Origin of the sequence: Bacillus sp. FSL H7-0578, assembly GCF_038630855.1 — a bacterium.
Classification (GTDB): Bacteria; Bacillota; Bacilli; order Bacillales; family Bacillaceae; genus Bacillus; species Bacillus safensis.
Genome location: NZ_CP152045.1, coordinates 2,679,965 through 2,702,412, shown reverse-complemented (window position 1 = coordinate 2,702,412; position 22,448 = coordinate 2,679,965). Strand labels below are relative to the sequence as shown.

General features: G+C 42.0%; 28 protein-coding genes and 1 riboswitch. Of the genes, 18 read left to right on the top strand and 10 right to left on the bottom strand.

Annotation, left to right across the window (positions count from 1 at the left end; genetic code table 11):
* The first annotated feature begins 14 nt into the window (after window positions 1–14).
* The gene (locus tag MHB41_RS13850) at window positions 15–257 is read left to right on the top strand and encodes a type B 50S ribosomal protein L31 (RefSeq protein WP_024424931.1); all 243 of its coding nucleotides are present in this window, start codon (window positions 15–17) and stop codon (window positions 255–257) included.
* A 77-nt stretch (window positions 258–334) separates the two neighbouring features.
* On the opposite strand, the gene MHB41_RS13845 is transcribed toward MHB41_RS13850, so the two are convergent.
* On the bottom strand, window positions 335–1,318 hold the full coding sequence (locus MHB41_RS13845) for a zinc ABC transporter substrate-binding protein (protein ID WP_327827705.1): 984 nt from the start codon (window positions 1,316–1,318) through the stop codon (window positions 335–337).
* 214 nt (window positions 1,319–1,532) lie between these two features.
* Here MHB41_RS13845 and MHB41_RS13840 point away from each other — a divergent pair, with 214 nt between their 5' ends.
* Window positions 1,533–2,099, top strand: a complete 567-nt coding sequence (locus MHB41_RS13840; RefSeq protein WP_024424929.1) for a carbonic anhydrase — start codon at window positions 1,533–1,535, stop codon at window positions 2,097–2,099.
* Window position 2,100: 1 nt separating this feature from the next.
* On the opposite strand, the gene yidD is transcribed toward MHB41_RS13840, so the two are convergent.
* Window positions 2,101–2,325, bottom strand: a complete 225-nt coding sequence (gene yidD, locus MHB41_RS13835; RefSeq protein ID WP_024425785.1) for a membrane protein insertion efficiency factor YidD — start codon at window positions 2,323–2,325, stop codon at window positions 2,101–2,103.
* A gap of 126 nt (window positions 2,326–2,451) precedes the next feature.
* Here yidD and MHB41_RS13830 point away from each other — a divergent pair, with 126 nt between their 5' ends.
* Window positions 2,452–2,925, top strand: a complete 474-nt coding sequence (locus MHB41_RS13830; protein WP_003217624.1) for an S-ribosylhomocysteine lyase — start codon at window positions 2,452–2,454, stop codon at window positions 2,923–2,925.
* Between the two features lie 118 nt (window positions 2,926–3,043).
* Entirely contained in the window at window positions 3,044–3,478 is a 435-nt protein-coding gene (locus MHB41_RS13825; RefSeq protein ID WP_326136130.1) for a FixH family protein, read from the top strand.
* 8 nt (window positions 3,479–3,486) lie between these two features.
* On the opposite strand, the gene ytzI is transcribed toward MHB41_RS13825, so the two are convergent.
* Window positions 3,487–3,633, bottom strand: coding sequence for a YtzI protein (gene ytzI, locus MHB41_RS13820; RefSeq protein ID WP_003217544.1), 147 nt, complete (start codon window positions 3,631–3,633; stop codon window positions 3,487–3,489).
* A gap of 131 nt (window positions 3,634–3,764) precedes the next feature.
* Here ytzI and MHB41_RS13815 point away from each other — a divergent pair, with 131 nt between their 5' ends.
* The 4 genes from MHB41_RS13815 to MHB41_RS13800 all read left to right on the top strand — a co-directional run bounded on the left by MHB41_RS13815 (window position 3,765) and on the right by MHB41_RS13800 (window position 5,432).
* Complete coding sequence (locus MHB41_RS13815; RefSeq protein WP_024424926.1) at window positions 3,765–4,202, top strand: Dps family protein; 438 nt, start codon at window positions 3,765–3,767, stop codon at window positions 4,200–4,202.
* Window positions 4,203–4,328: 126 nt separating this feature from the next.
* Window positions 4,329–4,520 (top strand): hypothetical protein, encoded by a 192-nt coding sequence (locus tag MHB41_RS13810; RefSeq protein ID WP_024424925.1) that lies wholly within the window; start codon window positions 4,329–4,331, stop codon window positions 4,518–4,520.
* A gap of 155 nt (window positions 4,521–4,675) precedes the next feature.
* Window positions 4,676–5,080 carry a phage holin family protein gene (locus MHB41_RS13805; RefSeq protein ID WP_034279395.1) on the top strand — a complete coding sequence of 135 codons (405 nt, stop codon included), beginning with the start codon at window positions 4,676–4,678 and terminating at the stop codon, window positions 5,078–5,080.
* 43 nt (window positions 5,081–5,123) lie between these two features.
* The gene (locus MHB41_RS13800) at window positions 5,124–5,432 is read left to right on the top strand and encodes a hypothetical protein (RefSeq protein WP_024425787.1); all 309 of its coding nucleotides are present in this window, start codon (window positions 5,124–5,126) and stop codon (window positions 5,430–5,432) included.
* A 28-nt stretch (window positions 5,433–5,460) separates the two neighbouring features.
* Here the strand turns inward: MHB41_RS13800 and MHB41_RS13795 are convergent, their stop codons facing one another.
* Both MHB41_RS13795 and MHB41_RS13790 read right to left on the bottom strand, forming a co-directional pair.
* Complete coding sequence (locus tag MHB41_RS13795) at window positions 5,461–6,246, bottom strand: AIM24 family protein (protein WP_024424922.1); 786 nt, start codon at window positions 6,244–6,246, stop codon at window positions 5,461–5,463.
* Window positions 6,247–6,268: 22 nt separating this feature from the next.
* Window positions 6,269–6,880 carry a TerD family protein gene (locus MHB41_RS13790; protein WP_046312174.1) on the bottom strand — a complete coding sequence of 204 codons (612 nt, stop codon included), beginning with the start codon at window positions 6,878–6,880 and terminating at the stop codon, window positions 6,269–6,271.
* Window positions 6,881–7,128: 248 nt separating this feature from the next.
* On the opposite strand from MHB41_RS13790, the gene ytkD reads away from it, so the two are divergent.
* Window positions 7,129–7,605 carry an RNA deprotection pyrophosphohydrolase gene (ytkD, locus tag MHB41_RS13785; RefSeq protein ID WP_025093666.1) on the top strand — a complete coding sequence of 159 codons (477 nt, stop codon included), beginning with the start codon at window positions 7,129–7,131 and terminating at the stop codon, window positions 7,603–7,605.
* 31 nt (window positions 7,606–7,636) lie between these two features.
* Here the strand turns inward: ytkD and MHB41_RS13780 are convergent, their stop codons facing one another.
* From MHB41_RS13780 to MHB41_RS13770, 3 genes are read right to left on the bottom strand one after another with little or no spacing between them, the layout of a single operon-like run.
* The gene (locus tag MHB41_RS13780; RefSeq protein ID WP_176966856.1) at window positions 7,637–8,431 is read right to left on the bottom strand and encodes an ABC transporter permease; all 795 of its coding nucleotides are present in this window, start codon (window positions 8,429–8,431) and stop codon (window positions 7,637–7,639) included.
* The gene (locus MHB41_RS13775) at window positions 8,418–9,188 is read right to left on the bottom strand and encodes an ABC transporter ATP-binding protein (protein ID WP_034279407.1); all 771 of its coding nucleotides are present in this window, start codon (window positions 9,186–9,188) and stop codon (window positions 8,418–8,420) included. The genes MHB41_RS13780 and MHB41_RS13775 overlap by 14 nt, the downstream gene beginning before the upstream one ends.
* A 15-nt stretch (window positions 9,189–9,203) precedes the next feature.
* Window positions 9,204–10,205 (bottom strand): ABC transporter substrate-binding protein, encoded by a 1,002-nt coding sequence (locus tag MHB41_RS13770; protein ID WP_326134869.1) that lies wholly within the window; start codon window positions 10,203–10,205, stop codon window positions 9,204–9,206.
* Window positions 10,206–10,379: 174 nt separating this feature from the next.
* Here MHB41_RS13770 and MHB41_RS13765 point away from each other — a divergent pair, with 174 nt between their 5' ends.
* Genes MHB41_RS13765 through MHB41_RS13740 form a run of 6 tightly spaced genes read left to right on the top strand, consistent with a single transcriptional unit; the run spans window position 10,380 to window position 15,516 of the window.
* The gene (locus tag MHB41_RS13765) at window positions 10,380–11,108 is read left to right on the top strand and encodes a carotenoid biosynthesis protein (RefSeq protein WP_326134868.1); all 729 of its coding nucleotides are present in this window, start codon (window positions 10,380–10,382) and stop codon (window positions 11,106–11,108) included.
* Window positions 11,077–11,823: a lysophospholipid acyltransferase family protein gene (locus tag MHB41_RS13760; RefSeq protein WP_340900035.1), complete on the top strand. Its 747-nt coding sequence runs from the start codon at window positions 11,077–11,079 to the stop codon at window positions 11,821–11,823. The genes MHB41_RS13765 and MHB41_RS13760 overlap by 32 nt, the downstream gene beginning before the upstream one ends.
* The gene (locus MHB41_RS13755; RefSeq protein ID WP_120208851.1) at window positions 11,808–12,935 is read left to right on the top strand and encodes a glycosyltransferase; all 1,128 of its coding nucleotides are present in this window, start codon (window positions 11,808–11,810) and stop codon (window positions 12,933–12,935) included. The genes MHB41_RS13760 and MHB41_RS13755 overlap by 16 nt, the downstream gene beginning before the upstream one ends.
* Window positions 12,932–14,413 (top strand): phytoene desaturase family protein, encoded by a 1,482-nt coding sequence (crtI, locus tag MHB41_RS13750; RefSeq protein ID WP_120208848.1) that lies wholly within the window; start codon window positions 12,932–12,934, stop codon window positions 14,411–14,413. Before MHB41_RS13755 ends, crtI begins: the two co-directional genes overlap by 4 nt.
* A gap of 26 nt (window positions 14,414–14,439) precedes the next feature.
* Window positions 14,440–15,234: a prolyl oligopeptidase family serine peptidase gene (locus MHB41_RS13745; RefSeq protein WP_041107366.1), complete on the top strand. Its 795-nt coding sequence runs from the start codon at window positions 14,440–14,442 to the stop codon at window positions 15,232–15,234.
* A gap of 39 nt (window positions 15,235–15,273) precedes the next feature.
* A complete protein-coding gene (locus MHB41_RS13740; RefSeq protein WP_003217584.1) occupies window positions 15,274–15,516 on the top strand; it encodes a DUF2584 domain-containing protein in 243 nt (80 codons plus the stop codon).
* Between the two features lie 45 nt (window positions 15,517–15,561).
* Here MHB41_RS13740 and pckA read toward each other — a convergent pair whose 3' ends face one another.
* Window positions 15,562–17,148, bottom strand: a complete 1,587-nt coding sequence (gene pckA, locus MHB41_RS13735; protein WP_024424910.1) for a phosphoenolpyruvate carboxykinase (ATP) — start codon at window positions 17,146–17,148, stop codon at window positions 15,562–15,564.
* Window positions 17,149–17,374: 226 nt separating this feature from the next.
* Window positions 17,375–17,509, top strand: a riboswitch (SAM riboswitch).
* A gap of 195 nt (window positions 17,510–17,704) precedes the next feature.
* Between pckA and metK the strand changes: the two genes are divergently transcribed.
* Window positions 17,705–18,907, top strand: coding sequence for a methionine adenosyltransferase (gene metK / locus MHB41_RS13730; RefSeq protein WP_034279424.1), 1,203 nt, complete (start codon window positions 17,705–17,707; stop codon window positions 18,905–18,907).
* A 149-nt stretch (window positions 18,908–19,056) separates the two neighbouring features.
* Window positions 19,057–20,955, top strand: coding sequence for an asparagine synthase (glutamine-hydrolyzing) (gene asnB, locus MHB41_RS13725; RefSeq protein ID WP_046312154.1), 1,899 nt, complete (start codon window positions 19,057–19,059; stop codon window positions 20,953–20,955).
* 142 nt (window positions 20,956–21,097) lie between these two features.
* On the opposite strand, the gene MHB41_RS13720 is transcribed toward asnB, so the two are convergent.
* A complete protein-coding gene (locus MHB41_RS13720) occupies window positions 21,098–21,613 on the bottom strand; it encodes a gamma carbonic anhydrase family protein (RefSeq protein ID WP_101676742.1) in 516 nt (171 codons plus the stop codon).
* Window positions 21,614–21,658: 45 nt separating this feature from the next.
* Here MHB41_RS13720 and MHB41_RS13715 point away from each other — a divergent pair, with 45 nt between their 5' ends.
* Entirely contained in the window at window positions 21,659–22,438 is a 780-nt protein-coding gene (locus MHB41_RS13715) for an alpha/beta hydrolase (RefSeq protein WP_024424906.1), read from the top strand.
* Window positions 22,439–22,448: the final 10 nt, after the last annotated feature.

Genomic DNA, 22,448 nt, shown 5'->3' with positions numbered 1-22,448 from the left:
AAGGAGTTTTGACATTGAAAAGAGATATTCATCCAACCTCACATGAAGTTGTATTTATGGACGTAAACAGCGGTTACCGCTTCTTGAGTAGATCAACAAAGACATCAAACGAGACAGTAGAGTGGGAAGATGGGAAAACGTATCCTGTCATTAAAGTAGAAACAAGCTCTGATACGCATCCTTTTTATACAGGGCGCCAAAAATTCGGAGAAAAAGGCGGAAGAGCCGAGCAGTTTAAGAAAAAATATCAAATGTAATCAAAAAAGCACGCCTGATAACGGTGTGCTTTTTTTGACAGTAAAAAACCCCGGGTGATCAGCCGGGGTTCAAAGCATTAATCATTTAAAGCGGTGTTTAAGGTCTTTAAGTTTTGTTTCATTAAGCTGACGTAGCTTTCGCCGTTTTTGGCATCATCTTCAGTAATGGATTCTAGATTTTTAAGGGTCAAGCTTTTTGCCCCAATTTCACTGCGGATTGTATCTGATACTTTGCTACTGACGTTGTTTTCAAAAATAACGTATTGAATGTGATGCTTTTCCGCTTTTTGTACAATGTTTTCGAGCTGTTTTTGTGATGGCTCTTCAGAAGCGGATAATCCTAAAACACTGATTTGCTCAATGCCATAGCGCTTTTCCCAATAACCATAAGCTGCGTGAGAAACAAGGATTTCTTTATGTTTCGCTTTAGATAACGTTGTTTTGAATTCTTGATCTAATGATTGTAAATCTTTTTTTAGATGTTCATAGTTTTTTGTGTATTCATCTTTATGATCTGGATCTAATGAGACGAGTGTGTCTTTAATGTTTTTCGCCATTTGCTGCGCATAAACCGGGTCTAACCATGCATGAGGGTCCTTATCTCTGTGATCGTGCCCGTCATGATCATGGTCTTCACCTTCATGGTCATGATCTTCGCCTTCTTCATGTGCATGTTCTTCATTTGTCGATAACAATTTGATGCCGTCGGCTGCTTTGACTGTTTTCACACCTTGGTCTTTTAAAGTGGCAGCAGTTTTGTCTGCGAATGCTTCAGCCCCTGTGCCGCTGTAGATAAAGGCATCACCTTCAGCCATTTCAACCATTGTTTTTGAACTTGGTTCAAAGCTGTGTGCATCTGCATTTGCAGGATACACGCTTTGGGCATGAACGTGAGAGCCGCCAATTTTTTCAGTAAAATCTTGGATTGGGAAGATCGTGGTGTAAATGGTTAGTTTCCCGTCTGCCTTACCTTTTGAAGCATTCGTGCCCGCACTGCTTGAGCAAGCGGCAAGACCGATCGCGAATAAAGCAGCTGTTAAAATAAAAAAGATTTTTTTCATGTAGAAAATGTCTCCTCTCAATCTAATAGATAGAAATGATTACGATTTAATGTCCTGAGTTATTGTATCGTAATAATTACGATTTGAAAAGAGGAAAATAAAAAATTTTCGTCAGCAGATGTTTCCTCTAAAAAAATAAGCTGCAAAACGTGACGAAATTTCTTACATTGTGCTATATTTATTTTTAAAAAAAGATAAAGGAATGGACAAACGTATGAAACTTTTAGATGAAATCATCGAATATAATCAACAATTTATTGAAGAAAAGAAATACGAAGAATTTACAACAACAAAGTTTCCACAGAAAAAAGCTGTCATTCTATCGTGTATGGATACAAGACTTGTTGAACTGCTTCCGCGTGCCATGAACATGAAAAATGGTGATATTAAGATTGTCAAAAGTGCTGGGGCGCTTGTTTCTCATCCATTTGGAAGTATTATGCGAAGCATTTTAGTTGCTGTTTACGAATTAAATGCTGACGAGGTATATGTCATTGGGCATCATGATTGCGGGATGAGTAAAATAGACAGCCAGACACTTTTAAATAAAGCCGTTGAGCGCGGTATTCCAGAAAAACGTATTGAAGTACTGGAATACTCAGGAATTGATTTTAAACAGTGGCTCAAAAGCTTTAGTTCAGTCGAAGAGAGCGTGAAGGACAGTGTGTCCGTAGTGAAAAATCACCCGCTTCTTCCATCAGATGTACCTGTACACGGGCTTGTCATTGATCCTGGAACAGGGAAGCTTGACTTAGTTGTCAACGGATATGAAGAAAAGTAAGTTATTTTTCCTTTTTAGGCGGAACAGGATCGATGCCGCCAGGATGAAGCGGATGACATTTCAAAATCCGTTTTATGGTGAGCCAGCCGCCCTTGACCGCGCCATGCGTTTTGATCGCCTCTAGTCCATAGTTTGAGCATGTTGGATAAAACCGGCAGCTTGGCGGTGTAAGAGGGGAAATACATTTTTGATAAAAGCGTATTATGCCGATAAAAATTTGTTTCATAGAGGTTCCTCCTTGTCTGTCTTCCACAGTATAAGAAAAAAGGACAAGGAAGGAAAGTTTTATAAACTAAACTGGTCGGAGAAATATGTTATAATATAGGAAATTGCAATTATAGGAGTGGTGATTATGCCTTCAGTCGAAAGTTTTGAACTTGATCATAATGCTGTAAAAGCGCCATATGTTCGTCATTGCGGCGTTCATAAAGTGGGATCAGATGGGGAAGTAAATAAATTTGATATTCGTTTTTGTCAGCCCAACAAGCAGGCGATGAAACCTGATACGATTCATACATTAGAGCATTTGCTTGCCTTTAATATTAGAACACACTCAGAGAAATATGATCATTTTGATATCATCGATATTTCTCCAATGGGCTGCCAGACAGGCTACTATTTAGTTGTCAGTGGTGCACCAACTCCAAAAGAGATCGTTGAACTTCTTGATGCAACATTCAAGGATGCGGTTGAAGTAACAGAAATTCCTGCTGCAAACGAAGAGCAATGCGGACAAGCGAAGCTTCATGATCTTGAAGGGGCAAAACGTTTAATGCGTTTCTGGCTTTCTCAGGATCAAGAAGAGCTTTTAAAAGTATTTGGTTAATAGAATGATGAACCGGACATTTAGATGTCCGGTTTTTTATTTGAATTTAAACAGAGATGTCAAAATAGGGGATATTTGTTAAAATGGACATGTCAGTAAAAGAAGGGGGGAACGCAGGATGCGAAAAATGTTGGGAATGATTCTGATGCTCACGTTATTGAGTGCATGTGGAAACTCTGCAGCAAATAGCGGCAAAGGGGAAGTGCCTGAGTTATTAGAAGTAAAGCTCACAGGACCTGAGCAAGTGGAGAAAAATGAAAGCGTTATAGTAAAAGCAGCTGTCACATACGGTGATACGCCTGTTGATGATGCAGATGATGTTCAATTTGAAGTGTGGAAAGATGGCGACAAGGATAACAGCAAGATGATTCAGCCAAAGAAAGAAAACAAGGGTGTATACGAATTGCACACAGCCTTCAAAAAAGATGGCCTTTATATCATACAAGTCCATGTGACAGCTAAACAGCAGCATAATATGCCGAAAACGAACATCCACGTAGGTGAGGTGAAAAAAGAGAGTTCATCTACTGAAGAAGAAACCTCACATCATTAAAAGCGGATTTATTTTGGATTAGGACGTTGATTTGGTTCTGCATCCTGTGGTGAATCGACTTTATGCTTATATTCATAAGCCTTCGATGTCGTCCACAATGATAAAAAGACAACGATTGAGATAATGATAAAGCTGATAATCCCAAGTAACAGCATCTAACTCCCTCCTTATTTCCATATTAACATATATTTCATGCAGTCAAAATAGAAGAAATTGACGGCAGGTTTCAGTATAATAAGAAAAGGGTATTCTCATACTAAACGCAATTACATAAGGAGGAATAAATATGTCTGAACAATTATTAAACGTCGTCAATAAACAAGTAGCTGATTGGACTGTGCTTTACGTGAAATTACATAACTATCATTGGTATGTAAAGGGGAAAGATTTCTTTACACTCCATGAGAAATTTGAGGAACTATATACAGAAACAGCTACATATATTGATGATTTGGCTGAGCGTATGCTTGCTTTAAATGGACAGCCTGTTGCGACAATGAAAGAGTGCTTAGAAATTTCCAGCATTCAAGAAGCAGAGGGCAAAGAATCAGCGGAGCAAATGGTGAAAAATCTATATGATGATTTCTCCAATATCGCTGAGGAATTAAAGCAAGGAATGGAGCTGGCTGCAGAGGTTGGCGATGAAACTACAGGTGATATGCTGCTTGCGATTCATCAATCCATTGAAAAACACAACTGGATGCTTAAAGCATATTTAGGATAATACACGTATGTGAAAAGAATGTCGGTCATAAATAGACCGACATTCTTTTTTATTGGAATCGGGACAGACAGCCCATTGAAATCATAGGGCTTTCAGCCGAAGAGAAAAGAGAAGGGAGGGAAGAAGATGTCTTCTATTGCAGGAATGATGAGTCAGCAAGTAGCGAGCATTCAAAAGACACTCAATATTAGTTTGTTGAATTCACAGCTTGCTACGAATACAGCACAAGCTATGGTGATGCTGGATCAAGTGCAGCAGCAGCCTCAAGCTGTTCAGCCAAAGGATTCAGATGCTTCATTTATTGATGTCAGAGTCTAAAAAGAGAAGCCGCCTCATGGGGCGGCTTTTTTTGGTTTCATTCGTCTCCCTGAGTACATAACAGCGCCTTTATTTTTTGTCGTCCAAGCTATTGCGAGAATTCGGCATATACTATTGAGGTAAGGAGTTCCACTTTGAAAGGATGTTGATGCCAAGTGAGCAAGGATTTAGGCATCTTTTCGTTGGTTACAGTGAGTTTGTCGGCGATGGGCTTTCTGTTTGGTGGAGCAGGATATTTACTGATGATTTTAGTGACGTTGATGGCTATTGAATTAATTTGTTCAAGCCTAAGAGAATCTTTGACTGGGCAGCTCACAATGAAGCGGTTTTTTACGCGGCTTGTTCGAAAGATCGTGACAGTCTCCTTAATATCGATGGCGCATTTCTTCGATGTCATGCTGAAGACAAATGGGACGATTAAGGATTTAGCGATCATCTTTTATATTATTTATGAATCTTACCAAATCGTCTCGACAGCCAGAGCCCTTGGAGTTCCCATTCCACAGTTGTTTATTGATGTATTGGACATGTTGAAAAATAAATTGCGCAAAAAGCCGTAATTTCCTCATATCTGGTCATACTAAAGGAAAAAGGATGATTCAGATGGCGAGACACACGTACTATGTATCCGTACAAGATGGATCGATATCGCAGCATAGAGATGCAGCGGCTTGGCAATTTCAAATAGAAGCAGATGATGATCAAATTTTGCAGCTGAGAGACTATTTCGATGAACAGTATATGACAGATTGGAAAGGCTTCTTTCGGGCGCATGTTCCGTTTCTTGAATATCATTATGATAGTCCAAATGATGAAATGGATAGAAAAAGAAAAGAGATTTACACAATGATTTATGAGCTCGGCAATGAAGAGACAAGGAGCTTTATTGAGACAAATGGTTTGATGAATTGAAAAAGCATGTAGAGATTCTCTACATGCTTTATTTTCGCGGTTGTAAAATGCCTCCGATCAAATCGCTGATCCCGCCGCCTCTATTTTCCTGCTGTGAATTGGTGAACTCATGAGAGGAGCTCTGGCTCTGAGGTTTGTAGCGATTATCATCTAAACCTACCCGTAACCCAGATGTGCGCTCAGATGGCTGGATAATGACGATTTGATCTTGTTCCTGGAACTCAAATAAGTAGGATTCGCCAGATGTTTGTCCAATGAAAGTCTTCCAGTTCACATCTAGTTTGACCTTCGGTGCCTTGCCTGTCCAAGCAACAATTGCGTCAGGGTCTACACGGCAGGGGGCTTTTAAAATGAGCGGATTTCCATTCGTTTTGATGGCTACCTGCGCTCCGTGCCCTTGATAAGAGAGTTTTGATGTAAACAGACCTTTCTGTGATAAAATACCAACGCCTACTGGTGTGACGCCGTAATGGCATTCCTCAGTAAAGGCAAGTAAATCTTCACTTTCTACACTTACATGCTGCCAAGGACCGCTTGGCTCAAGGTTAATCACTGTTACATGCTCGCTTGCATCCGCCAAGTAGCAAGTACCTTGTCCACTCACTTCCATCATCTCAAGGTTTTCACCTGTGAATTTCCTGCTGATATGGTTAAATACTTGGCTGACCATATTTCCTTTATTCGTTCCAAGTAATCGCTTGCGGTATTGGAAACTTCCTTGATCCGCAATCATGGCGCCTTTTTTGGCAAAAAAGATTCCGCTGCCTTCTGCTTGTAAGGTAAGTTCTTCTATTGTGTTGAAATGAAATCCCATAGGTGCCGGCTCCTTTCCTGCGTCAAGATGTAAATCCGTAGATGCGGCATAAATCATTTAAATCTAGAGTAGTCCCTTGCCCGGTCGCGGTGATTTTCCATTCTTCCTGATCTCTCGTGAGTTCAGCGCATATAATGGATGTACAATACGAATAATCCTCTGTTAACTGAAAGGTACAAATCTCTTGCTGCGAGATTTGATCCGTAAGTCGCACGTAGGCATTGGTGACTTGTCCAAAATGATGCTGTCGTTCGTGTGCATCATGTATCGTGGCTGTGACGACAATTTTATGAATATCAGGTGAGACTCTGCTTAATTGCATAATAATCATTTCATTGTCTCGATACCCTCCGCCAAATTGATGATCCCCAAGATGACGCACAGCTCCATCTAAGCTTTGCTGCTGGTGATAATAGATCAGATGCTTAGGAGACAACAGCTTGTCCTCTTCATTTAAAAGAAACACTTGCGTATCTAAATCAATTGGCTGACCAGCAAGGTCCCAGCCAAGCCCGATATGAATTTGGTCGACCGCTGGATTGTCTTTTGTTAAATCTAACTTTTGCCCTTTCACGAGGTGTTTCTTGATCACCTCATGGGGTGCGTTTTGTTTTGACCCATTTTTTATACTCATGCTGATTTCCTCCTCGTTGTCATAGGACAAACACTGATTCATTTACGTCATATAGGGATAAAAGGTTTCATGATTAAAATTGGGTGAAGTTGGAGATGATAAAAAGGTTTTAGAAACAATACCTCATTTTAGATACAGACGAGTTGGAACTACTCGTTTGTTTCACTTTTGATAAAAATTCTTCAGATAAATGTGATCTGTGGTATGATGTTTTACAAGAAGCAAGGACAGGATATGAGGGATTTCACATGCATGTATTTAAAGACTATTATCATAATACGGTCAAGCTCTCTTTTGAGGAGAAGCCTTTTTCAAGTCATCCTAAGCATGTTTGGGCCATCTGCCGCTACCAAGGGAAATGGCTGCTCACTGAACATGAGGATCGGGGCTATGAGTTTCCAGGAGGGAAAGTTGAGCCGGATGAAGAAGCAGACCAAGCCGCTATACGGGAGATTCAAGAAGAGACGGGTGCTGTTGTTCGTGAATTAACGTATATTGGTCAATATCAGGTGCTGGGCAGAGAAAAGGTCATTGTCAAGAATATTTATTTCGCTGATATTGAAAAGCTAGTGAAGCAAGACACGTATTTTGAAACGAAAGGACCCGTTCTTTTCGCAGACTTGCCAAGATCCATCGCAAAAAATAAGAATTTCAGTTTTATTATGAAAGATGATGTGTTAAGACAAAGTCTTGCTTATTTAGAAAAGAACGGTTTGATTCGTTAAAAAAAGCGCAGGGTGACAATCCCTGTGCTTTTTATTTTTGAAGAAAACGGCGTTCGAGCCATTCCACAAGCTGGTACATGATGGTCGCAAATACGGCAATAATGAAAAGACTTAAGAACACGAGTGTAAAGTTGAAGACTTGAAAACCGTAAATGATCATGTAGCCGAGCCCTTTTGAGGAAACAAGAAATTCCCCTACGATAACCCCAACCCAAGAAAGGCCGACATTGACTTTGATCGCAGAAATCATCGTTGGAATACTAGCTGGCAAAATGACCTCGCGAAAGACGACGCTTTTTTTCGCACCAAAGGTTTTCATCACCTTTAAATAATTCTCATCGACCTCTTGAAAGGCTGTATAAATGACGATTGTCGTAATGATCACACTAATGATTGCGCCCATGGCAACGATGCTGATCATGCCAGGCCCAAGGGCAACAATTAAAATCGGGGCGAGGGCAACTTTTGGCATGGCATTTAAAATGACTAAATAAGGATCAAGAACGTTTGCCAGGCGGGTGGACCACCATAAGGCGGCAGCGAGCAAAATGCCGCAAAAGGTACCAAGTAGAAAACCGAGCACCGTTTCAAATAATGTAATACTCATATGATTCACTAAAGACCCATCGGATATTTTTTGTACAAACAATTGGCAGACCGCAGATGGTGAACTAAAGATCAGTGGATCGATAAGGCGATAATGACTGGCAAGCTCCCAAAGCGAAAAGAAGCTGGCGAAAATAATGAACTGATAGATTCGGGTCATGCGTTTTTCCATTCGGTATTTTTTGCGATAGGCTTCATGTAAAAGATCACTGTGTTTCAACTGTTTTCAGCTCCTTCCAAATCGTTTGAAAGAGCTCTTGGAAACTCTGGGTCTGTCTCGCTTTGAAAGGAGAAAGAGTCCTCAGATCATCTGGAACGGTAAAGATTCGCTGGATCGAGCCAGGATGCTTTGAGAATAAGAAAATGCGGTCACTCATCGCAATGGCTTCGCCGATGTCATGTGTCACAAGGACCGCTGTTTTTTGATAGTTTTTGAGTGTATGAAAGACGAGATCCTCTAAAGTGAGTTTGGTTTGGTAGTCTAGAGCTGAAAAGGGCTCATCTAGTAAAAGCAGACCGGGGTTCACTGCAAGCGTTCGGGCGAGAGCCGCACGCTGCCTCATGCCGCCTGACAGCTCCTTCGGGTATTTTTCCTCTACATCATGAAGGCCAAGCTTAGGCAGTAAGCCAAGAGCGGCGGAGGTGGCTTCATGTGAATCTTGCTTGGTAATTTTTAACCCGAGAATGATATTTTCCTTGATGGTTTTCCAAGGGAACAAATAATCTTGCTGGAGCATGTAGCCGATTTGATGCTCCTTTTGATTCGGCTCTTTTCCTTCGATTAAAATTCGGCCTTCAGAGGGCGGCGTTATTCCTGCAATGATAGACAGCAGGGTGGTTTTTCCGCAGCCGCTGGGACCAATAAATGAGATAAATTCTCCTTGGTCTATCTCCATATTGATATGCTGTATGGCCGTTGTTTTTTCTTTTAAAGAGAAGTACGTGTGGGTCACATGGTCAATTTGAAGGAAAGACATGTGCTACCTCCTATTCTATTTGTGTTCTGTGACCTTCTTTGCAATGGATGAATCGACAAGTTGTTTGTACGGGATAAATTTCGGCAATTCATCGCTCTCCTTCATGATTTCCTGCAATTTGTTCCATTCCTCTTCATTCAGAAGGGGATCTGCTGCATAGGAGTCCTGCTGTTTGTAGCGCTTAATGGCAGTTGATAAAACATCAAGTTCTGTATCAGGAAAATGAGATTGAATGGTTTTGGCAATCTCCTCCGGCGGCTTGGCTTCTACCCATTTCTGCGCTTTGTAAATGGCGCGAGTGAAGGCTTCAGCTGTCTCTTTGTTTTCCTCTAAGTAACTCTTCTTTGCCATGAAGGTGGTATACGGCACCTTTCCGGAAGCCTCTCCAAAGGAGGCGGTAATGTACCCTTTGCCTTCTTTTTCAATTAAGGATGCTGTCGGTTCGAATAACTGCACAAAATCGCCAGTTCCAGAGGAGAAAGCACCTGAAATGTTGGCAAAATCAATATTTTGAATCATGCGGAGATCCTTTTTTACATCAATGCCTTCCTTTTTCAGGACATATTCACCGACCATTTGCGGCATGCCGCCTTTCCGCTGTCCAAGAAAGTCTTTTCCTTTTAATTGATCCCAAGAGAATTCGTTCACTTTCTCCCTTGAAACAAGAAATGTACCGTCTGTTTGTGTCAGCTGTGCAAAGTTGATGACAGAGTCTTTTGTGTCTTGAGCCTCTACATAGATAGAGGATTCAGATCCGGTCAGGGCGATATCTGCACCGCCGGATAAGAGAGCTGTCATCGTTTTATCGCCGCCCCAGGTCGTTTTTAATTCAACCTCTAGCCCTTCTTCTTTGAAGAAATCCTCAGATAAGGCAACATAGAGCGGAGCATAAAAAACCGAATGGGTCACCTCGGCTACTTGTACGGTCTGCTCTTGTTCTTTTTTACAGGCGACAAATGGAATAAAGAGCAGGACAACGACGATGAATGCCAGTCTGACTTTGATGGAACGATTCAAGAGTAATTCGCCTCCTTTGTTCTAGATCACTAATTAAAGTATGTCAAAAGGGATTTTTGGTGAGTGCCTAGATGAAAATAAGAAGCGCATTGTTTATTTATAGAACGTGTCTTTTTTTCTATACTAGAAGCATGAATACTTTCTTGAATTTGGAAGAAATAAAGGGGCGGTTTCGTGTATAGAGTGAGTTGGGTATTTCTTGGATGGTATTTAGTAGGGCTCATATTAATGGTCTCTTTTGAAGTGCCAGCATGGCTTCAGTTTGCAAATGGCATTTTCCTTGTGCTGTATGCCTGCTGTGTGATAGAGATTGGGCGAAATATTTATGGGGCATGGGTTGGTGTGATCAAAAGGGCAGCCATTGTCGGTGTGCTGACATTTACGGTTGAATGGATAGGGATCACAACTGGCTTTCCTTTCGGGGCCTATGACTATTATCCGACGTTAGGTTTTCTAGTGGCAGGAGTGCCTTTAACCATTGCTTTTGCATGGGTTGGTGTGTTTTTAAACAGCCTTTTTTTATCCACTCAGCAGTCGAAATGGAAACGAGCTGTCGAAACGGGGATATGGATTGTCTTGCTTGACCTCATATTAGATCCAGTAGCGGCTGAACGGAAATTTTGGGTGTGGTATGACGGCGGTGGTTTTTATGGTATTCCTTTTGAGAATTTTGTGAGCTGGGGTATGATTGGAGCAGGACTTTCCTTTCTCTTCCCGCTTGTTCAGGTTGGTCAAAAGGCCCTCAGCTGGACGAGCCGTATTTATCAGGCAATGGTGTTCTTTTTTGGTGTGCTGGCATTAAAGGACGGGCTCGATGTCATTTTTTATTTAGCGCTAATCATTGTTATTTTGTGTGAAGGAAGGGTTCAATTTGAAAGAAAGCGACAAAAGCCGATCGTTTAGACGTATATTTTCTCTTTATCTTGAGCGGTATTTACTTCATAAACATTTCCGCTGCGTGATGATGAAAGGCGCTGTGGACCCAAACGAGAAGCTGCCTGTTCTTTATCTCGCTAATCATAGCTCCTGGTGGGATGGACTGATTATCTTTCTTTTAACAGAAAAAGCATCTGGGCTCGATCACTATATGATGATGGAGGAGAAACAGCTGAAGCAATATGCCTTTTTCCGAAAGCTTGGTGCCTTTCCGGTTCAGAAAGAGAATCTGAAAAGTGTGAAGCAAGCATTAATGATGGCAAAAGAGAACATGCAGGCTGGCAGGGCTGTATGGCTTTTTCCACAGGGGAAAATCATGCATCAGGATGTGCGGCCGCTTGAATTGGAGGGCGGGGCTTCTTTTTTAGTGAGACAATTTGAGCAAGTCGTGGTGAAGCCTGTGACCTTGCATTATACATTTAATCAATTTCAAAAGCCGACAGTATCTGCTGTGTTTGGTGAAGATACCTTTGTATCTGGCGGAGAACTTCGAAGCAAGGACGTGACGCATCTGCTTAGGGATCTCCTTGAAACGCAGTTAAACGCACATCAAGCACAGGTCATCGCTGACCCTGATTTTTCAACCAATCAAGAATTTAGACAGATGACAAGGACAAGTCAATCAACAAGTGATGCGTTTGATTCCTTTAAAAAGTGGGTGAAAACATGGCGGTCTTCTTAACCGTGATCAGCGTACTCTTGCTCTGTCAGTTTATTTTCACCATATGGAATATGAGGCAGCTTCCTGTTTTAAAGCCAGCATCCTTTTCGCCGGGTGAACCTATTTCGTTATCGATTCTGATTCCAGCGAGAAATGAGGAAAAAAGGATAGAAGCCTGTCTTCAGTCGATCGTTGATCAACGTCTTTACCCGAAAGAGCTTATCGTACTTGATGACCATTCGACAGATCAGACAAGAGCGATGGTGGAGCGCTTCGCAGAAACATATCCGTGGATCCGTCTCCTTTCAGGTCAGCCATTAAAGCGGGGCTGGCTTGGTAAATCATATGCCTGCTCTCAGCTCGCTGAGGCAGCAGCTTCTGACTGGCTGCTATTTTTAGATGCGGATGTCCGATTAAAAAAAGGGGCAGTTGAATCAGTATACAAGCAGTTATGCATGCAAAAAACGGGCATGCTGTCAGGTTTTCCAGAACAAAAAACAGGCACATTGTTTGAGCATCTTGTGGTTCCTATGATGATGTTTACCATTGGCTGTCATCTGCCAGTGAAATGGATAAGAAAATCTAAGAACCCCGCTTTTGCCGCAGCACATGGCGGTTTTATTGCCATTGAAAAGAATTGTTATCACGACATTGGCGGGCATAAAGCGATCAAGGATTCACTCGTTGATGATATGGCTTTGGCTAAACGGGTGAAGGAAAAAGGCTTTCCGTTCACACTTGCAAGCATTCATCCATTTGTGTATATGAGAATGTATGAAAGTGGACAAGAGGTTTGGGAAGGTTACCGGAAAAATTTGTTCCCGGGTGTGAATCGAAGCATTCCTCTGTTAAGCAGTGTCTTTTGTTTATACACCCTCCTTTATTTGGTTCCTGTCATTTGTTTCATGATCGCATTGTTTCAGCTGGATGTTTTGAGCATATGCTTAGCGATTCTTTGCTATGGGCTGGGTGTATCGATTAAAGCGGCAATTGATATTGAAAACGGGCGGACCTCTGCAATGGCTTTTTTATTGCCGCTCAGTATTTTAAGCCTGATCGCCATTGGCTTTGCTTCTATGAAAATCGGGCTGAAAAAAGAAGGGTATGAATGGAAAGGGAGAAGGTACGAATGAAAAAAGTGATCATCATCGGCGGCGGATTTGGCGGATTATCAGCCGCGATCCGTCTACAGTCACGCGGGGTTCAGGTCACCATTTTAGAAAAAGAAGCGGCTTTAGGCGGGAAATTGCAGCGCCATCACGGAGCAGGCTACTCTTTTGATTTAGGACCGAGTACCATTACAATGAAGACATATTTTGAAGAAGTGTTTACAGCCTGTCATAGACGGATGGAGGATTATGTGACCTTTTATCCGATTTCTCCGCTTACCAAAAATTTTTTTCCAGATGGACATACGGTCGAGTTTACGCCGAATATGGAGCAAATGGAATCACAAATTGCTGCATTCAGTCCTGAAGATGCGAAGCAATACCGTGCATTTTTGCAGGAATCAAAGGCGCTTTTTCAAAAGGCAGAGGAGCAGTTTTTAAATCGTCTGTTATTGAGCTGGAAGGATAAGGCGGATTTAAAGCTGATGAAAGCACTTCTCGCTGTCAAACCGTTCACATCCGTTCAGCGCCTGCTGCGTCAATATTTCCGTCACCCCCATACATTGGCGATGTTTGGACGGTATGCTACTTATATTGGCTCCTCTCCCTACGAGGCGCCGGCTATTTTTAATATGATGGCGTATTTAGAAGGGGAGAAAGGGATTTATGGAATACAGGGCGGTACATATCGTTTAGTTGAGGCATTTGAGACACTGGCAAAAGAATTAGGTGTTCAGATTCACCTCAATGAACAAGTGAACAAGATTCATGTGAAGGATCGGCAGGTCAAAGGAGTGGAAACGGATCAGCAGATGTATGAGGCAGATCAAGTCATTGCAGGAGCAGATGCGCTGACTGTATACCGTCATCTCATAGATGAAAAAAACCGTCCTCGTTATTTAAATCAAAAACTGTCTGGCATTGAACCGTCGTTGTCGGGCTTTGTTCTCTTATTAGGTGTACCTAAAGTCTATGAACAGCTGGCCCATCACAATGTGTTTTTCCCTGAGGATTATGAGCAAGAATTCAAGGATATTTTTCAGAAAAAACAGCTGCCTCAAGACCCGGCGCTATACATATGCTATTCAGGTCATTCAGAACCAGCTTTAAGCGGAGGACCAGGAAGAAGCAACCTGTTTGTACTGGCCAATGCACCTTATGTGACAAAAGAGCAAGATTGGGACATGCTAAAGGAGACATATCGTCAGCATGTAAAAAACAAATTAATGGAAAAAGGTCTTTTTGATTTGGATGAGCTTATCGAATATGAAGCAGTTCAAACCCCGCTTGATCTGCAGCAGAAAACAGGTGCATATCGTGGAGCCATTTATGGCATGTCTTCAAACTCGTTCAAACAGGCATTCTTTCGCATCAATAATCAGTCAAAGGACATTGAAGGACTTTGGTTTGTTGGAGGAACAAGTCATCCAGGCGGCGGCACGCCGATGGTGACAAAATCAGGCCAGCTTGTCGCAGAAGCGATACTGAAGCAATGGACGTAATCAAAGATGAAAAGGAGAGAAATCGAGTGATTGTGGAAAAAAGAAGGTTTCCGTCGCCCCATCCGCATATTCACTTATATACAGTGACCTATGAGGCAGATGGACTTCGGATGAAAGGGCTGCTCGCTGAACCGGCCGGAGAAGGTTTCTACGACGGCTTTTTGTATTTACGAGGCGGCATTAAAAATGTGGGGATGGTCAGACCGGGCCGGATTGTGCAATTTGCCGCGCAGGGCTTTGTCGTCTTTGCTCCCTTTTACCGGGGAAACCAAGGAGGCGAAGGGAACGAAGATTTTGCCGGAGAAGATCGAAAAGATGCGTTCGCTGCCTTTCAACTGTTAAAACAGCACAAAAAAGTGAAGAAGGACCGCATTCATATCTTTGGTTTTTCGCGAGGCGGTATTATGGGCATCTGGACCGCTGTTGAAATGAAACAGGAGGCAGCTTCCTTTGTCACATGGGGAGGCGTCAGTGATATGAAACTGACTTATGAAGAGCGTGTGGATATGAGACGGATGATGAAGCGTGTGATTGGCGGCCCGCCGCATAAGGTGCCAGAGGCATATGAGAACAGAACCCCTTTAAATGATGTGGACAAAATTGAAGCACCTGTCCTTATCATCCACGGAGAAGAGGACCAAAATGTATCGATTGAGCATGCGTATTTGTTAGAAGATGCGCTGCGCCAGCACGGGAAATCCGTGGAGACATGGTATTTCCACGGATACAACCACTATTTCCCGCCGCAGCATAATCGAGAAATTGTGAGAAGGCTGACCACATGGATGCACAGCCGAAAAAGCGGAAATGTGGTAAAATAAGCAGTATAACGAAATATAGAAAGTAGGGGGATTTTCAATATGGGAATGCCTGTTGAATTTAATACAATGATTGTCACGAAGGGAAAAGAGACAAGAATTGAAGAGAATGTATTTGAACTCATGAAGGAAGGATACCGCATTTATCCATTAAATATTCCGCTTGAGGTGCGTAAAACGAAAGACGGAGAAAAAACAGGGACAGCACACGTTGAAAAGCTGGAGCTTACAGACAATGTGACAAAGGTCACTTACCGACTCGTTTCATTACATTCAACAAACTAACCAAAAAAGCTGAGGGAATGATTCCCCTCAGCTTTTGTCATTTGATTATACGAGTGGTCCGCCTTTGGCTTCAATGTCACTTGCTGCGTGGCTGAATTTTTGGAAGTTCTTTTTAAATTCATTGGCAAGGAAGTGTGCTTTTTCTTGATAAGCCTCTTGGTCATCCCATGTTTTAGCAGGTTGAAGCACTTCATCTGGTACACCAGGAATATGAAGCGGGATGTGTAAGCCAAAGATGTCATCAGTAATCATCTCGGCATTGTCAAGGTCACCTTCGATTGCTGCCTGCACCATTGCTCTTGTATGAGCGAGATTCATTCGTTTGCCTGTACCGTAGCCTCCGCCAGTCCAGCCTGTATTCACAAGGAATACTTTTGCACCGTGCTCATCAATCTTTTTGCCAAGCATTTCAGCATAGACGTGAGCTGGAAGCGGAAGGAATGGTGAACCGAAGCAAGTAGAGAATGTCGTTTCTGGTGATGTGACACCGCGCTCAGTTCCAGCTAATTTACTTGTGTACCCGCTCAAGAAATGGTACATTGCCTGCTCTTTTGTTAAACGGCTGATTGGAGGTAAGACGCCAAACGCATCCGCTGTTAAAAAGACAATGGCAGATGGATGTCCTGCGATACTTGGTTTCACGATGTTATCAATCATTTCGATTGGGTAAGCAGCGCGTGTATTTTCAGTAAAGAAAGTATCATCATAATCCGCTTCACGTGTTTCTTCATCAAGCACAACGTTCTCAAGAACTGATCCGAAGCTGATCGCTTTGTAGATCTGCGGTTCTTTTTCTTCACTTAAGTTCACACATTTCGCATAGCATCCGCCCTCGATATTGAAGACCCCTGTGCCAGACCAGCCGTGTTCATCGTCTCCGATCAGCTTGCGGCTTGCGCTTGCAGAAAGCGTCGTTTTCCCCGTACCTGAAAGTCCGAAGAATAAGGCTACATCGCCTTCTTGACCTACGTTTGCTGAGCAGTGCATGGATAAAATATCTTGCTCAGGAAGCAGGTAGTTCATCACAGAGAAAATGGACTTTTTCATTTCTCCTGCATATTCTGTTCCACCGATAAGAATCGTGCGTTTTTCAAAAGAAACGATGATAAACGTTTCAGAGTTTGTGCCATCTGTTGCAGGATCTGCTTTAAAGTGCGGTGCAGATAAGATGGTGAAAGGTTTTTCGTTTGAGGAAGGTGTTGACCCGTCAGGTCTGATAAATAGCTGCTTGGCAAAAAGATTGTGCCATGCGAATTCGTTTACAACTGTAATCGGCATACGATATCTTTCGTCAGCGCCTGCAAACCCTTCAAAGACGAATAGTTCATCACGTTCTTTTAAGTATGACACAACCTTTGTATATAAACGGTCAAATGCTTCTTTGGAGATCGGCTGGTTTACTTGACCCCAATCGATTTTATGTTCAGAGCTTTCTTCTTTGACGATAAATTTATCTTTAGGCGAACGTCCTGTGTAGGCTCCAGTTGTGGCGCGGACAGCTCCAGTTGATGTTAAAACGCCTTCATTACGTGCCAAAATCTTTTCAACAAGTTTCGGAACAGATAAATTTTGGTGCGTATTTTCTAATGAGAGCAATGACTGCAAATCTTCTTTTAAATCCACTGAGTTCATAAAAAAACCCTTCCTTTACCGTTGAATTTGTTTGTTTCGATTAGTATAACACATTAATAATAATAGTCTATACTATTTAAAAATTTTTGTGTGTGTTTTTTCATTTCTGCTATGAAAATATGCTTTTTGGTGATGCTAATGGTGAGGAGAAAAAAGAGGGAGATAATTCTTATGAAGCATTGACATGACGCAAGGGTTTAAGATAAGATATCTTATTGAACGGATACTCTTATCCCGAGTTGGTGGAGGGACAGGCCCGATGAAGCCCAGCAACCGGTTTCTTATTTAAAAGGCATGAAAATGCTGAGAAACCAAGGTGCTAACATGATGCAAGGTACAAGAACACCTTGAGCGATAAGAGTGAAAGGCATGCGATCTCAGACCCTTTCCTCGCAATGAAGGAAATGGTTTTTTTATTTTTGGGATATCATATGAACAAATTGCCAATAACATCTCTAATATAAACGTTTTCAAATATAAGAGGGAACGAGTTCCGTATCATATTGGAGGCCTCATCTTGGGATGATGTGGTCTTGTACAGGAGGAAATAGCCATTATGAGTCAAAATCGTCGTTTATTTACTTCAGAATCAGTGACAGAAGGACATCCGGATAAAATCTGTGATCAAATTTCAGACAGCATTTTGGATGAAATTTTAAAGAAAGATCCAAATGCACGTGTTGCCTGTGAAACTTCTGTTACAACCGGTCTCGTATTAGTAAGCGGTGAAATTACAACGTCTACTTATGTCGATATTCCAAAGACGGTGCGTGACACAATTAAGGAAATTGGCTACACACGTGCGAAATATGGTTTTGATGCGGAAACATGTGCTGTACTTACATCAATTGATGAACAGTCTGCTGATATTGCGCAAGGTGTAGACAAAGCACTTGAAGCACGTGAAGGAACAATGACGGAAGAAGAAATTGATGCGATTGGTGCAGGTGACCAAGGATTGATGTTTGGTTTTGCCAACAACGAAACCGAAGAGCTCATGCCGCTGCCGATTTCACTAGCGCATAAATTATCTCGCCGTTTAACAGAAGTACGTAAGGATGAAACACTTGCATACCTTCGTCCAGACGGAAAAACACAAGTCACAGTTGAATATGATGAGCAAAACAAACCAGTTCGTATTGACACAGTGGTTATTTCTACGCAGCATGCACCAGAAGTGACGCTTGAACAAATTCAAAGTGACTTAAAAGAGCATGTCATCAGTCCTGTCGTTCCAAGTGAACTGATTGATGAACAGACAAAATACTTCATTAACCCAACTGGCCGTTTCGTGATCGGTGGACCTCAAGGGGATGCTGGTTTAACTGGACGTAAAATCATCGTTGATACGTATGGCGGATACGCTCGTCATGGAGGCGGTGCTTTCTCAGGTAAGGATGCAACGAAGGTTGACCGTTCTGCGGCATACGCTGCTCGTTACGTAGCGAAAAATATCGTAGCTGCCGGCCTTGCAGATTCTTGTGAAGTACAGCTTGCTTATGCAATTGGGGTTGCACAGCCTGTATCGATTTCAATTGATACATTCGGGACAGGAAAAGCTTCAGAAGAAAAATTAATTGAAGTGGTTCGTGCAAACTTTGATCTTCGTCCAGCTGGCATTATTAAAATGCTAGACCTGCGCCGTCCGATCTACAAACAAACAGCTGCATACGGACATTTCGGCCGTCACGACTTAGATCTTCCGTGGGAAAAAACGGATAAAGCCGATACACTTCGCAAAGAAGCATTGGGACAATAACAACATAAAAAACCGCTTATTTTAAGCGGTTTTCCTTTTGATTAAAAAAAAAATCTTCAAAAAGCGAAAAAATGTGAAACAAAATCGGACAAAATACTGTCTAATTATAGGTCTACTTTTAAGAAATAACATAACGTGGAGGCAATAATATGTGTGGGTTTGTTGGTGTATTTAATCACCGTCCATTGTCCGAAACTACTGAACAGGAAGAGCTAATTAAACAAATGAATCGTCTCATCGTTCATCGTGGTCCGGATGATGAGGGTTACTTTCATGATGAGCATGTAGGATTTGGATTTAGACGTTTAAGTATTATAGATGTTGAGCACGGAAAGCAGCCGCTTTCTTATGAAGATGAAAAGTATTGGATTATTTTCAACGGAGAAATTTATAACTATGTGGAGCTGAAGGAAGAGCTTGTGAAAAAAGGCTATACGTTCAGCACAGATTCTGATACGGAAGTACTTCTTGCTACATACCGTCATTATAAAGAAGAAGCGGCTTCTAAGCTTCGCGGCATGTTTGCATTTTTAATTTGGGATAAAGAAGCGCAATTATTATATGGCGCAAGAGATCCTTTCGGCATCAAACCGCTTTATTTTACACAAATGGATGAGCAAGTGTACTTTGCATCTGAACGCAAAAGCTTGATGGCAGTGAACGAGAACATTTTATTTGATGAGACTGCTTTGCAGCAATACATGTCATTCCAGTTCGTACCTGAGCCAAATACACTTGATCAAAAGGTGCACAAAGTAGAGCCAGGTCATCAGTTTACTTTACGCCCAGGACAGGAGATTGAATTTAAGACTTACTGGAAAGTTCAATTCAAGCCTGAGCAAACACAAGAACAAAAGCTAATTGAAGAAGTCCGCGATGCAATCTATGATTCTGTGAAAGTTCATATGAGAAGTGATGTTCCTGTTGGTTCATTCCTATCAGGTGGTATCGATTCTTCTTTCATCGTATCTGTTGCAAAGGAATTTCATCCTGAGCTGAAGACGTTTTCTGTTGGTTTCCAGCAGGATGGCTTTAGTGAAGTTGATGTAGCGAAGGAAACGGCTGATAAGCTGGGCTTACAAAACTTCAGCGCGGTGATTTCTCCTGAGGAATATATGAATGAGCTTCCGAAAATTGTTTGGCATTTAGATGATCCTTTAGCTGATCCGGCGGCGATTCCATTGTACTTCGTGGCAAAGGAAGCGAAGAAACAAGTGACGGTCGTTCTTTCTGGTGAGGGAGCAGACGAGCTGTTCGGTGGATATAATATTTACCGTGAGCCGCTTTCTCTTAAGCCATTTGAATCTGTTCCATCTATGCTGAAAAAGCTTCTTCTTCGTCTGGCGCGCTTAATGCCAGAAGGAATGAAAGGAAAAAGCTTTATCGTCCGCGGCTGTACACCATTAGAGGAGCGTTATATCGGTAATGCGAAAATCTTTGAAGAGCCAGTAAAGAAAAACCTCTTAAAGCAGTATGATCCGAACATTACGTATCGTGATGTGACGAAGACATACTTCGAGGAAAGTGCAGGCTACAGTGATATTAACAAAATGCAATATGTTGATATTCATACGTGGATGCGCGGGGACATCTTACTGAAAGCAGATAAGATGACAATGGCGAATTCTCTTGAGCTTCGTGTTCCTTTCCTTGATAAGGTCGTATTTGAAGCGGCTTCTAAAATTCCAGAAGAGCTGAAAACAAAAGATGGCACAACGAAATATTTATTGCGTAAAGCAGCAGAAGGCATTGTGCCTGACCATGTGTTAAACCGCAAGAAGCTGGGCTTCCCTGTTCCAATTCGTCATTGGCTGAAAAATGAGATGAACGCTTGGGCGAAAGACATCATTAAAAACAGTCAAACTGACGAATATATTAACAAAGCGTATGTGCTTGATTTATTAAATGAACATTGTGCTGGTAAAGCAGATCATAGCCGTAAGATTTGGACCGTCCTGATTTTTATGATTTGGCACAGCATTTATGTCGAGCGCAGTATTGATCCAGAGCAATTGAATCATCAACCGAAAGAAGTCATCTTCAGTTAATGAAAAAAGGTTTTCAGCTTTGTGCTGAAAACCTTTTTTGTCATGATAGAAAGTGGCGAAAAAGGGTAAAATAACAAGCGGTTCATAGTTATTGCTTAATATCCTGAAAAAAACATGATAAAGTGAAGATACACGTATGATGTTAACGAGATAAAAGGGAACGATAGTATTGTCCTTTTTCTACATATTCTCTGCGGATTCGGTCCATGTCTTGGATATCTTCATCTGTTAACAGCCGAACGACTTTGGCTGGACGGCCAAAAGCGAGTGATCCTTTTGGGATGACCTTTCCTTGAGGGACAAGACTTCCTGCACCGATAAAGGCGCCTTCGCCAATCTCCGCACCATCGAGAATGATAGACCCCATGCCAATGAGGGCATTTTTTCGAATGATTGAGCTATGTAATGTGACTTGGTGTCCAATGGTAGCACCATCTTCAATAAGAAGTGTTTTTCCAGGACTTTGATGCAGGCACGATAAATCTTGAATGTTGACGTTCTTTCCAATTCTCACAGGTGCAACATCGCCTCTGATCACGGTTTGGAACCAAACGCTCGAATATTCTCCAATTGTGACATCACCGGTAATGGTGGCGTTATCTGCGATAAAGACCGATTCATGAATCTCAGGTGTAAACTGATGATATGGATAAATCACTTTTTCGACTTCCTTTCTTAATACAACATTTGTGAGGTGTTTACTTTGTGGACTTGGCATGCTGAAAGACCAGTTGGTACAATTGTCATTGTACATGGTGCGAGTGAATATCACGGCCGATATAAATGGCTGATTGAAATGTGGCGGAATGCAGGCTATCACGTCGTTATGGGTGATTTGCCTGGGCAAGGCACATCGACACGTGCGCGAGGCCACATTCGTTCGTTTCAAGAATACATTGATACAGTCGATGAATGGATCGAGCATGCGAAATCATTCAGGCTTCCTACTTTTTTACTTGGACACAGTATGGGTGGACTCATTTCAATTGAGTGGATGAAGCAGTATACCCATACGAAGTTGAATGGCCTTATTTTATCATCACCTTGTTTAGGTCTGCAATTTAAACCGAAGAAGCTGATGGATTTTGCGTCAAAAGGTCTAAATGTGCTGGCACCGTCTTTTAAAGTGGAGTCAGGGCTGTCGATTGAACTAGCCACACGAAATCAGGCGGTCATTGAGGCAGACTCAAATGATTCTCTTTACGTGACAAAGGTGTCGGTTCGCTGGTATCGAGAGCTGATCAAAAATATCGATGCGGCGATGCAGCCGACGAATGTCTTTAAATCGATCCCTCTCCTTTTAATGCAGGCGGGCGATGATAAGATCGTCGATAAAACAAGGGTGATTAAATGGTTCAATGGCATAGAATCAACCAATAAATCATACCGTGAATGGGAAGAGCTGTATCACGAAATTTTTAATGAACCAGAAAGAGAAGATGTGTTTAAGGCGGCAAGAGCCTTTACAGATCAATATATTTGATTGTGAGCTT